Origin of the sequence: Anaerosporobacter sp., from assembly GCF_031551385.1 — a bacterium.
GTDB lineage: Bacteria > Bacillota > Clostridia > Lachnospirales > Lachnospiraceae > Anaerosporobacter.
The window spans coordinates 1-13,416 of sequence record NZ_JAVBNS010000108.1; the positions used below are offsets into that span (position 1 = coordinate 1).

At 37.8% G+C, this 13,416-nt stretch carries 5 protein-coding genes and 1 pseudogene; all 6 read left to right on the plus strand.

Going from position 1 to position 13,416, the window contains the following annotated elements:
* Window positions 1-229: pseudogene (locus RMR19_RS09730) on the plus strand (hypothetical protein); the annotation flags it as partial.
* Window positions 230-353: 124 nt separating this feature from the next.
* Entirely contained in the window at window positions 354-2,021 is a 1,668-nt protein-coding gene (locus RMR19_RS09735) for a S8 family peptidase (protein ID WP_310603302.1), read from the plus strand.
* A gap of 288 nt (window positions 2,022-2,309) precedes the next feature.
* The gene (locus tag RMR19_RS09740; protein ID WP_310603303.1) at window positions 2,310-4,007 is read left to right on the plus strand and encodes a methyl-accepting chemotaxis protein; all 1,698 of its coding nucleotides are present in this window, start codon (window positions 2,310-2,312) and stop codon (window positions 4,005-4,007) included.
* A gap of 76 nt (window positions 4,008-4,083) precedes the next feature.
* Window positions 4,084-6,162, plus strand: a complete 2,079-nt coding sequence (locus RMR19_RS09745) for a methyl-accepting chemotaxis protein (RefSeq protein ID WP_310603304.1) — start codon at window positions 4,084-4,086, stop codon at window positions 6,160-6,162.
* A 184-nt stretch (window positions 6,163-6,346) separates the two neighbouring features.
* Window positions 6,347-7,306 carry a glycoside hydrolase family 26 protein gene (locus tag RMR19_RS09750; RefSeq protein ID WP_310603305.1) on the plus strand — a complete coding sequence of 320 codons (960 nt, stop codon included), beginning with the start codon at window positions 6,347-6,349 and terminating at the stop codon, window positions 7,304-7,306.
* Between the two features lie 459 nt (window positions 7,307-7,765).
* On the plus strand, window positions 7,766-13,360 hold the full coding sequence (locus RMR19_RS09755) for a carbohydrate binding domain-containing protein (RefSeq protein WP_310603306.1): 5,595 nt from the start codon (window positions 7,766-7,768) through the stop codon (window positions 13,358-13,360).
* Window positions 13,361-13,416: the final 56 nt, after the last annotated feature.

The following is a 13,416-nucleotide window of genomic DNA, read 5'->3' on the forward strand; positions in this document are numbered from 1 at the left end:
TGACCTAACACATACATTTCGTAATGCTGGCGCAGAAGATATTATTATGAGAGTTCGCAGTGGAATTGCAATAGTACCAGATAAAATGGAATGTGACTTATACCGAATAAAACTTGATGCATCAGCAATCAATTTGTATCATGGCGAATTTATGGCGCAATACAGTTGGGCTGAGTTTATGAACGAATATTTAGAAAATCGTAAAAATAAAAAAATATACAAAAAATAAAAATGAGCTTCCAAAGATCTTTTTGGAAAGCTCATTTTTGGTTTAAGAAAAGCGATATGTGGTGTCACATATACAATGCAATAAAGCATATATTATTATAACTATGCAAAGTGGGGGTATCTTATTGCAAGAAATCCTTAGTGAAAACTACTATGACCAGATTATTGATAATGGTATCGTACCTTTCTATGATGTGGGGACGAATATTACATTTTTAAATGAGCGGCATTCCTTACTTAATATACCAGTTATACAACCAGATCTTTGTGATGTGGGGATAAATCCATATCATAGATTTCCATCCATATATACGACACAATCTACAACAAGCTTAGAGAAATCTAATATTAGTGAGGTGCAGAGAAATCCATACCTTGCACTATATGGGCAAGGTATACTTGTTGGAGTAATAGATACAGGTGTGGATTACCTCCATCCGACATTCTGCTATGCGGATAATTCAAGCAAGATAATGTCTATTTGGGATCAAAGTATTCAAGGAGAAAGTATACCAGAAGGATTTACATTCGGAACGGAGTTTACTAGAGAAGAGATAAATGTAGCCCTGCAATCGCCAAATCCATTAGAAATCGTGCCTTCCATAGATGAAGATGGCCATGGCACAGCGATGGCAAGTATCATAGTGGGAAATCAAGATTTGGGAAATTCCTTTAGTGGTGTAGTACCAGAAGCAGAATTAGTTGTAGTTAAGCTAAAACAAGCAAAACAGAATTTACGAAAACTCTTCTGCATTCCAGAAGAAGCTATGGCATTTGAGGAATCCGATATTATGCTTGGGGTTCGATATGTACTTTCTGTTGCACAACGGTGTGGTAAACCAGTTGCAATATGTATGGGATTAGGAAGTAGCCAAGGTGGACACGATGGGCGAGGGGCATTAAGTAGCTACTTAAATTATATTGCACAACTTTCAAGAGCAGGGGTAGCAGTATCAGCAGGAAATGAGGGAAATAGAAGAAGACATTATTATGGAAGTGTAACAGAAGCGATCCAATATAAAGATTTTGAACTTCTTATAGACAGTAGGGATAGTGAGTTTGCATTGGAGATATGGGCGGATACGCCGAGCCGTTTGGCAATTGTAATAACAGCACCAACAGGAGAAACAACGCAATTAATTTACCCTAAGATAGGAATATGTAATAGATATGATTTTGTCTTTAATCAAACAAGAGTATGGGTAAATAATATAATATTTGAAGAGGAGACAGGAGACCCCTTGATACTAGTTCGATTTCAGAATCCAATGCAAGGAATTTGGCGATTTCGAGTTCAGAGTATAGAAAGAGAAAGCGCTTCTTTTCATGCGTGGTTGCCTTCGGAATATCTGATATCAAGAGGCACATATTTTTTAGAGTCAGATCCAAATACAACAATTACATCACCAGGAAATGGAATACATTCGCTTACGGTAACTGCATATAATCAAGAAACGGATAGTATATTGATTGGTTCTAGTAGAGGATATAGTAGGATAGGGGGAATAAAGCCTGATATTGCAGCACCGGGATATCAGCTTACCTGTGCACTGCCAAATGGAAAATATGGATCATTAACAGGCACAGGAGCAGCTGCGGCGCATACAGCAGGAGTCATAGCTATAATTTTGGAATGGGCTGTACCAAGAGAAAACTATCCATCTATCACAGGAAATAATATAAATCATTTAATTATTAGAGGAGCGCAGCGAGATAAAGATTATGTATATCCGAACAATATATGGGGATATGGAAAGATAAATGTGAGTGGGGTGTTTGAACGTTTGTCTTAGCGCTAAGAATAGTTTGTTATTCGCTCAAATTTGCACGTATAAAGGTGCAAATTTGAGCGAATTTTGTCAGTTGTAAATAAAATACAATGATTTAACCGTAAATAAATGGGGTTTAGACTTTTTATTAGACATTAGAATGAAAAAATGAGAATATTCAAACAATATATCTTGCAACAAGTTATAATTAGAGTTATAATTTCTTTTGAGAGGTTGCTTTAAGTTGTAAATAGTATTTTAGCACTATAAAGTACGGGGAAAAAACGAAAACATGTAGAAGGAGAGTAGAGAATGGAAAAATTACTAAAGAATCTAAAGATTAATCAAAAATTAAATAGAGTATTTACAATTATTATTGCATGCTTTATTGTATCAGTTGTTACGGCGGTAGTCGGGTTGTTTGTAGTTGGGAACAATTTAAAACAATTTCATGATGAGTCGTATGAGAATGTGGTATTACAACTTAATTGTCGTGAGAATATTCAAAGGGCACTTAAGAATGTGATGGTTTCATTAACGACAAAAGATGAGACGATAACAGAGCAGTCATTAGCAACTGCTGAGGAAGCTTTGGTTTCTTTAAATGAGAATTTCAACAAAATGATTGAGAATATGCCGAATAATGAGAGGGCAAATGCACTAAAGAAAGAGCTTAACGAAGCAATGACAGCGGCCGCAGAAGCAGAAGTTAGAGCAATACAACTAGCAAAAGACAATAATATTGAAGAAGCTTTAGCTGTATATCATACGGATTACGGTCCAAAGGCAGAAAAAGCAATTGCTCTTTTTGAACAAGTAGGAACAAATGCTGACAAGAATGCAAAAACACAGTATTCCCAATCTATGATTTGGAAAAATGTAATTGTTGCTATTTTATTTATAGTTTCAATATTCAGCTTATTAATTACAATTTATATGAGCCGCATTTTAACAAAACTTCTTACTACTCCAATTTATGAGTTAGAAGAAGTTGCAGAGGCGTTAGTTGCAGGCGATTTACAAGCTACAATCACATATGAGTCAGAGGATGAATATGGAGTGTTAGCAGAAAGTATTAAAAAACTAGTTGAACTGATTAAAACTATTATTCCAGATATTCAATACTGCCTAGGTGAGATGGCAACAGGGAATTTTGATGTGAAATCAAAAGTTACTGAGCAGTATGTAGGTGATTTTAATCCAATCCTTATGGCGATGCGAGGAATCAAACTGAATTTGATTGATGTATTAGGTCAGATTTCTGAAGCTTCCAATCAAGTACAAAGTGGTGCACAAAACATGGCACAAGGAGCACAAAGCCTTGCAGAAGGTGCAACAAACCAAGCGAGTTCAGTAGAAGAACTTACCGCGACAATGGAAAGTCTTACATCACAAGCACAGGAAGACGCGAAACGTGCAGAGGTAGCAAGTCAGGATGCGAGAAGAACAGGTAAGGAAGCTGCTGAAAGTCAAAAAGCCATGGAAACAATGGTACAAGCTATGGAGAATATCAGTAATACATCAAGAAAAATTGAAAACATTATTAATAGTATCGAAGAAATTGCAGCACAAACAAACTTACTTTCTTTAAATGCAGCGATAGAGGCAGCAAGAGCAGGAGAAGCAGGAAAAGGATTTGCAGTTGTAGCAGATGAGATACGAAAATTAGCAGAGCAGAGTGCAGCTGCGGCAACAGATACTAGGACATTGATTCAAGCATCGATTGATGAAATTCAAAACGGAAATGATATTGCAGCAAACACATCAGAATCATTAAATAACGTATTAAAAAATATCAAAGAAATTGTTGTATCAATTGAAGATATTAGAGAATCTTCTGTAAGACAAGCAACATCAATGAATGAAGTCAATGATGGAATTGATGAGATTTCAGGTGTTGTACAGGATACTTCATCAACCGCTGAAGAAAGTTCTGCTATTAGTGAAGAACTATATGCGCAAGCGGAAAGTTTGAATGAGTTGATAGGAACATTCAATTTAGGAGTATAGAGTAGATACAAAAAGCACAGGGGAAAAGAAAGGCGTTGAACTACTGAATATGAAAACTGGATAAGGAGCGTAGCCTATGGGGAATCGATTAAGAAGTAAGTTAAACAATAAAACTAGTATTTCTTCGCAAGTAATTACTACGATATTGTTTATTGTTTCGAGTTTAGTTGTTGTTATAATGCTAATTACATTTTTACTTTTGTACAATGCCTATGATAAACAGGTGAAAAGTGAAATTAGTAGGACATCTCATTTTATTGATCAGGCAGTTGAGACATTTGTGTCTGGAGCGTATGGTTTGGTAACAGAACTTGCAGTGAATCCAAGTATAACTCCAATGGATGGACAGACACAGACGCCAATATTAGAAGACTGCGTGAATCGAAATGATTATCTAGAGCTTTTGTACATACAAGGAACAGATGGATTACAGACAGCACGTTCATCGGGTGAACTTGGTGATCGTAAATCAAGATGGTGGTTTACTCAGATGATGGACACGAAACAGATCTTTGTTTCTAAATCGTATTACTCCGTGGCAACGAATATGCCATGTACTTCAATATTTGCACCTATTTATCAAAAGGAAGATATGGTAGGGATTTTTGCAGCAGATATTAAGTTGGAATATATCCAACAATTAGTGGAACAATTTTCAGATAATAAGAATGGAAAATATTCTTTTATCATAGATGGCGAGGGTGTAGTAATGGCTCATCCTGATAGCATTTATCTTGAGACCTTGCAGAATTATAAGACGTTAACACGTACTGTTTCTAAGAAAGATGAAGCAGGAAATGCAATGATAGTGGATAATGCCGTGGTAACGGAAGAAGAAAGTTTTACAATTTCGGAGGGATATAAGAACGTTATTGAAAATGTTATGGCTGGACAGACCGGTATAGGAAAGATTACAGATGGGGGAAAGACGTATTACGTAAGTTATACGCCAATTAAACTTCCAGGAGAGTCAGAATACTGGTCGGTAATTACATTGCAAAGCAAAAGTAAGGCAATGTCAGTTGTATATCAAGTAATTGGTTTAGTGATAGTAGTATCTGTCATAGTTGCAGCATTTGCAGTTACAATGATGAAGAAGCAGATAACAAGAATGACAAATCCGATTCTATATATGTCAGAAGTAGCGAAGAGATTAGCAAGTGGTGATTTAAGTGTTGAAATCGATTACCAATCTGAAGATGAAATTGGTGTACTGGCGAAATCAATTCAAATATTTATAGAAGAACTTAGAGCGGTAATAAGCGATATCGATAACGTCCTTACGGAAATGTCGAGAGGAAATATAACGGCAAGACCGAAGAGACAGTTTAAAGGCGACTATATGCCAATTCAAGAATCAATCTGCCAAATTGGTGATTTCCTTAATAAGACATTACTAAGCATAGATGATGCCTCTGCAAAGGTGGCAAAAGCTTCGAATCACATGGAAGAGAGTGCAGAGGCGGTATCTCAAGGAGCGATATCTCAGGCAGAGAGTGTATCGGAATTATCTACAATATTTGTAGAGCTTTCGGATAACTTAAAAGCTACAGCGAAAAGTGCAATGACAGCAAGTCAGCAAGCGAAATCTTCCCATAATGAAGTAGAGAATTGCAATAGAATTATGGGGGAGATGAATGATGCTATGGCTGACATTCGAAACAGTTCCGATGAGATAAAAAAAATCATCAAAACAATAGGTGACATTGCATCAAGAACAAACACACTATCTTTAAATGCTTCCATTGAGGCTTCGCGTGCGGGCGAGATGGGACGTGGTTTTGCAGTTGTTGCAGAAGAAGTAAGAAAGTTAGCGGCACAGAGTACAGAGGCAGCAAAAAGCACAGGAGCATTAATAAAGAGAACACAAGAGGCAGTGGATCATGGTGCTCAAATTACTGCACAGACAGGAGATATCTTGACTTCGTTCATAGGGAATACGGAGCAGATATCCACAACAATCGAAAACATATCGGAGTCAATTGTTGTGCAATCTGATGCGTTAGTTGGACTGACTCAAAGTGTTGATGATATTTCAGATGTAATCCAGACGACAACAGAGGCATCTCGTCAAAGTGCTACGGACAGTACGAAACTAGCAAAATATGCGCAGAGACTGAAAGATCTGACGGAACAATTTCAGTTGAAAAAATAACATAATTAAATATTTTAAACTAAGATAGGACGAAATCAGCGTTAGAATGAGCTGGTTTCGTCCTATTTTTGTGTTATCTAAAGAAATGCAGAAGAAACCAAAACGGTGCAGATTTTTTCGGTTCTAGTTTATGCTATCATTTAGTTGGGTGTACATAAAAAGAAATGAAAGAAGAGGAGAATGTATGATTTTAGAAGAAGATCTTGCTTACAAAGAAACAAAACACATATTATCTGCAACAGAAGCAAAGGAAAAAGTACTGGATTATCTTTATGAAATTCAGGGTAGTAAGACGGTTCTTGGAATTCATAATCGAGAGCCAAATGCAGAACCATCTATGCAGACATTGCAGGCATGCGCGGTCACAGGACAGTGCCCAGCATTTTGGAGTGGAGACTTTTTGTTTGAGGCGGCAGATGTCGCAAATCGATGGAAGATGGTATATGAATGTAAATATTGGTGGGAACGTGGTTTGATTGTACAACTGATGTTTCATGTTACGCCGCCGACGCAAGCGGAGGTTGGCTGCTGGGAGGGAGGCGTTTGCAGTAAGTTGTCTGATAACCAGTGGAGTAGCCTAATTACGAATGGCGGTAATTTGAATAAAATATGGAAAACAAGATTAGATGAATATGCAGTTTATATCCAATTTCTAAAGGAAAATGGAGTGCCAGTACTGCTTCGACCATTTCACGAGATGAATCAAGCTATGTTTTGGTGGGGTGGTAGAACTGGTGAGAATGGAACAGCAGCATTATACCGATTGACAAGAGATTACTTAGAAAAAGAAAAGGGTTTGGACAATACTATCTGGGTATGGGATATGCAGGATCTATCTTATGACTGGAATGATTACAATCCGGGAGAGGGTTACTGGGATATCTTTGCTGTTGATATATATAATGAAGATTATTTTACGAACTATAAATATAATTTGGCACTTGCCATAACGGGTGACAAATTAATGGCAATTGGGGAGTGTGATAAGTTGCCAACTTCTAGTGAATTACTGTCACAGCCAAGGTGGTGTTTGGTTATGAGTTGGGCGGAGTTAACGTTTTCGCATAATAGTAATGCGGAACTTCAGGAGCTGTATCAAGCCAACAATACGGTTGTTAGAAATAAGCTTCCGAAATTCAGGTAAATATTTATTCATTTATAGGTTATTGATGTACTTGTGTACTATAGATTTTGATGCAAAACTTTACTAAGTTTTAATAGCTTCTCCGTTGCTGCCCTATAATACGAAACACGCTACACACCTAAGTACTTCTAAGTGTGTAAGGGCAGTTATTGAAAGTGTACGGAAACGCCCTCGATTCGGCATCCTGCCTCAGCTCGGGCTGGCTCGGCGTCCATGCCTCGCCTTCCTGGGTTGTAGATATACACACTAAGAAGTACTATAGGTGTTTCGCTATCATTTCTTAATTATAGGACAGCAACGAAGAAGCAAGATAGATAATGAAGTTTTGCAAGTCTAGTCTATTGATACACAAGTACAGGTAAATTGATGAATGAATAAATATTATCTGTTGTTTATGGTGTTTTTAACCATTTGACATTGGGATTCTAAAGGTTTGGTAAATAAAGGAGGAGCATATTTATGCGAAAAAAGGTGAAGCAATTTCTTGGAGTGGCATTAGCAGTAGTGATGTCACTATCGTCATTGGGGGCTACAATTACCACAGTAACGGCAGCAGAACCACCAGTGGGTAACGGCATTGTATCAAATTCTGTATTTGATAATTACATAACCGTTGACGGAACAAAGTTAATGGATGGAACGGAAGAGTTGAAGTTTGTGTCGTTAAATTATCCGCAGGCGACGAGTGATAGTGCTTGGGAACAGAGGAATGCGATAAAGACGATTAAGGCAATGGGGGGGAATGTAACTCGTTCTTATACGATACCTGTGACAAATGGAAGCAATGATGGGCTTGCGTATGTAACTGGAGTTGATGGAAGTGGAAACTTGACATTTAATGAAGATGCATTGAATGAGTTAGACCAGTTACTAGCGTACTGTAACGAAGTAGGAGTCCGTTTAATTGTTCCATTAGTGGATCATTGGCACTGGGTTGGTGGTATGGACGGATATGTTTGGTTAGCACATGACAAGGCAGCGGAGTATAAGCCAAGTGCAAATGCGTTCCAAAACTGGGCATGGGAGTTTTACAGTGATGAAACAAGCATTGATTACTTTAAGCAAATGATAACGCATCTAATGGATCGTACAAATTCGATAACAGGTGTAAAATACAAAGATGATCCAGCTGTTTTATGTTGGGAAACTGGTAATGAAATTGGTGGAAATCAGAACAACCAGTTAGCCTACGATGATGTTTTAACATCATGGAACAAGACAATTGTTGAACACATCAAAGCCCAAGATGTAAAGCAGTTGATACTTGATGGTAGAATGTCAACGACACAGAAATCACGTACAGAAAATCCGGCAGATATATTAGGGGCACACTACTATGAAGGTAATTATGCGACAAGATGTGCAGATGATACGGAGGCAGCACACACAGCAGGATATCCATTTATATTAGGTGAGTTTGGTGCAAAGATAAAAGCGGAAGACGTTATTCCAGTATTTCAATCAGGTGTGGATCATGGAACGAATGGAATTATGATGTGGAGTTTGCGAGCGCACAAAGATGGTTATGGTTACTATTTTCATGATGAAGATGGCTATTGGGCAGCCTATCACTGGCCGGGTTTTCCTTCTGGCGAGTACTACGGAGAAACTGAAATTATCAGAACGATTTACGCATATGCCTTGGTTGCAAATGGCATAGCAACAGATTATGAGATGGCCAAAAACATGCCGATTCCAGCACCAGAGAGCGAAGAAGCACCACTTCTTTATGACATTACTAGTGTTGGTGATATCAAATGGCGTGGCGTAGTAGGTGGTTCTTGGTATGAAATTCAAAGAGCCGATGGAACTGTTAATGAGAGTGCAGGTAATGAAGTGTGGATAACAATTGCCGATGAAACGGATTATGTGTATGACTCTGGACGTAACTGGGAAGATAAACGACACGATTGTATTGCTGGTTATCATGATGAAACAGCAATCACAGGTCAGACGTATTCCTATCGCCTAAGAGCTTGTAATGAAAGTGGCACTGGATTATGGTCGAATATTGTTACTGTAGAGAGTGCAAAACACATTGTGAAAGATGAGTTAGATATGATTGCAGTATCAAGCACAGATGCAAATCCAACGGAAATCAGAAATGTATATAGCTATGACCATTCAGCAAACATTGAAGTATCAAGTAGTTCTATTGTTAATAAAAGTGACAGTTCAGGATACATTGGATATGCTGCAAAGATACCAGTAAATCGAATCAGCATCACAGCAATTAGTGAAGTTAGTGAAGAGGCAGCACCACAAGTCTATGTATCAAGCGATGATATTACATATGTTCCAGTAACAGTCAATCATATTGGTGGCTCAAAGGAATATACAGTAACAGGAATATCAGATGTGACAAAGTATTACTATACACGAATTTATTTGGTTGGAGAGAGTCAATGTAAATTAGATGTAATCAAACTGGAATATCACAACGATGGTAATTCCTATCGTACTCAAGCAGAGGGTGGCGAGATTCAAAAGAATGCAATGATTCAGGACAATTCATTTGGTGAATCAGTAGAGTCATACTATGTGTCAAAGAGTAGTAATCTAGCAATTGGAGAAGTAAGTGGTAAAACAGGGCTACAAAATATTAATGGAAAAGAAGCAAGTTTAATTTACAAGACTGGCGACGATATCAATGCATATCGAATGATTGCATATGAAAAAGGCGATGCAAAAATTCAAGTTGAATATTCCTATGATGGAGTAGTATTTCAACCAGCGGCAGTTCTTGAAACAAAGACGGTAGGAGATTATACTCAAAAAATATATGGTGATTTAAATGTATCTAGTAAGATTCGAGTACTACGAATTACCTATCCAGAGACAACAGCAGGAAATCTAATTTTAGAATCCGTTGAACTATCATCGGGAACAAAGTCTATTCCGTTAGCATTAAAATCACCAGAGAATACATTGGAAGATGGTGAGTACTATTTTGGTATGAATGCTAAAATCAGTGAGCAGTATACCATCAGCAAAAAGGATAATAGTATTCAGTTCTTAAAATCAATTGGTAATAAGGATTTGTCAGAATATGATTCTTTATATGCTTGGATTAAGGGTGATGGAACTAGCAACTCAGTAAGAATTGGATTAGTAGATGAACAGGGTAGATGCTGGCTAAGTAAAGCACATAGCTTATCGTCAACTAAGGGAACTATGGTTAAATTTAGTTTCTCTGAATTTACTTGTAGTGGTGAAAATGGAGCAATGGCTGGAAAGAATATCACTGATGTAGCTTTCTTGATTGGAGAAAAGGAGTCAGCAGGTGTTACTACTGGAAGTGTTGAACTAAATCAGAATAATAAATATACAGGAAACTATGGTGTGACTTTAAACTATACCCTAGAAGATGAAGAAATGAGTGCAGTATATTTGGATTGTGTTTATGTAAGCTCATCAACGAAGGTGGATAATTTTGAAGAGTACAGTGGCTCAAATAATTTATTAAAAAGTATGTATACCGTAAATTCCAACGGTGGAACATTCGATATGACATTGGATTCTGCTCATAAATCAGAAGGTAGCTATGGACTTAAAATCGCATATAATTATGCAGGAAAAGGATATGCTGGAGCTACGAAGAAGATGGATTTATTAAACTTGTCTGGATATGACGGATTTATGCTTTGGTGTGAATCAGATGGGTCCGGAAACCAGATTAAACTACAGGTAGAGACCGATGTTTCGACATTCTCTTATACAGGCAGATTGACGGCAAAGGGAGCAGGCGTCATGTATATGCCATTTAGAGATTTTGCAGAAGAATCATGGGCTGGCAGTGGACATGTTCTTGACTACAACCAGAATCTAAAGTCAGTATCAATTTACAGTAATCAAGATGGTAGTGTAACTAGCGGAGTATTGTATTTTGATGATATTAAGGGTGCGAATTATGTTGATGATTTAGAGACAAAGTCGAATGTCACTTTGGATAACTCTGCTGATGAAACAATCACTACATTCCCATATGTCATAAGTGGAACGGCAGAATATGTAGGTTCAGCCGCAGTAACGATTGGTGACAAATGCTTTAACGTGCCAGTTGATGAAAACGGCAATTGGAGTTACGAGTTAACTGCGGAATCAGGAGTTTCTAACAATAAGAATCTAATTGTAAAGGCAGGCTTCTACTATCCGAATGGCACAGCAGTTACAGAGACGAATAGTATTACAATTGCTTTAAATGTGGAGGGCAATGCACAGGCAAAAGACGGAGAAGAAGTTTGGAACTGGAACTTTGGAACGAATGGAACTGCAGGCTGGGTATTTGACGGTTTTTCTCCATGGACGGAAGACGGTGGTCTAGTGGCATGGACGCAAGAAGCATTTACTGCGACATTCTCCTATACAATTACTGGACTTGAAAACGGAATCTATACGCTAGGAAATGATATTAAAGCAAAGAGTAATATGAATAACGTGCAAATGGCACTCAAAACAGCAGAAGTCGAAGTGAAATCAAAACCAATTGATACGGAAGATGCTTTTTGGCAGAATTATAAATTAGGTGACAGCATTCATGTAACAGATCATCAAGTAACAATCTGCTACTATGTATCAGCGCCAACGGATGCCAATGGTGCAACCTTTGCCGTTGAAAACATTGTGTTATATCTATTAGAGAAGGATAAAGAGGAAGCAAAACCAGTTGCTAATTTTGTGAAAAATGGTGATTTTACGAGTACTGAGGAAGAATGGCCAAATCTGCCAACAGAATTTGAATATACCTATGATGGTGGAGATGGTTACTGGCCACTAAAGGGTGAGGATGGCAGACTGGTAGCATATGCAGGCAATCCATACACATTTTTGGTGAAGCAGGAAGTTACTAATTTGGAGACAGGCATTTATAGCTTGAGTGCGGATATGAGACTGCTAGATGGCGCAAAGGTTAGCTCAGTGTTACTGGCAGCAGGAGCGGAATCGAAAGAGGTAATTTCCGAGCTAAGCTCAGGTCAAGACGTGACGGTGACAATTGAAAATATTGAGGTTAGAAATGGTAAATTGGAAGTAGTAATAAGCGGTACGGTTGAAAGTCTTGGATTGTTTATGGATAATCTGATTTTAAAACGTACTGGGGATATTGTGGAACCTGAGAATCCAGAAGAACCAGAAAACCCAGAAAACCCTGAAGAACCAGTAAAACCAGAAGAGCCAAAGAAACAAGAAGAATCAAGAAATATAGAAATGGTGAATGCCAAAGAACCAGTTGTTATCAATCAGCCAACAGATGCCTCATATGAATATAAGCAAGCAGCCAATGCATTACAGGTATCAGCAACAGTATCTGATGGAGGAACATTGAGTTATCAATGGTATCAAAATACGGAAAGCAGTATTGTGGGAGCAGTGGCAATAGGAAAGGCAAATAGCCAATCCTACACGCCATCAACGGATACTGTTGGAACTACATATTATTTCTGTAAAGTTATGAATAGCAATGCAATGGCAAATGGAATGACAACAGCAACTATGAATACGAAGTTGGTAAAGGTTGTAATAAAAAAAGCGGCAAACAAAATTACTGGCGTAAAAAGTACCTATGAAAAAGTGATTGGCAACAAAGCATTTACCTTATCAGCAAAAGGACAGGGAAGTATTACATACGATTCCTCAGATAAAAGTGTTGTGACCGTTGATAAAAACGGTAAAGTGATGGTAAAGGGTAGTGGTAAAGCGACGATTACAATTAAGGCGGCTGGAAACAAGAACTATAATGCAGCAATTATAAGAATTAATATTATGGTAAAACCGAAAAAGGCTAGTCTAAACAGTGCGAAATCATCAGAGAAAAACAGTATTACGATTCGCTGGAAGAAGGATAGTAAGGCTAGTGGTTACCAAATTAGATATTATACGGATGATGTGAAAAACGCAAAAATAGTATTGATACCTTCAAATAGCATCACGAGTAAACAGATATTCAAGCTAAAGAGGGGAGTAAAATATTACGTTCAGATTCGTGAGTATAAGCTTGTTGGTAAGACTAAGATTTACGGTGAATGGAGTAGTAAGAAGAGTGTAACAGTAAGATAATATTGTAGATGGAAAGAGCCACAGTGGCAATGTCTTAGCTAAGACAAGAAACACTG

Excerpts from the sequence above, each read along its gene's own strand:
- RMR19_RS09740 (WP_310603303.1), top strand. The coding sequence starts at position 2,310 with ATGGAAAAATTACTAAAGAATCTAAAGATTAATCAAAAATTAAATAGA.
- RMR19_RS09755 (WP_310603306.1), top strand. The coding sequence starts at position 7,766 with ATGCGAAAAAAGGTGAAGCAATTTCTTGGAGTGGCATTAGCAGTAGTG.
- RMR19_RS09750 (WP_310603305.1), top strand. The coding sequence starts at position 6,347 with ATGATTTTAGAAGAAGATCTTGCTTACAAAGAAACAAAACACATATTA.
- RMR19_RS09745 (WP_310603304.1), top strand. The coding sequence starts at position 4,084 with ATGGGGAATCGATTAAGAAGTAAGTTAAACAATAAAACTAGTATTTCT.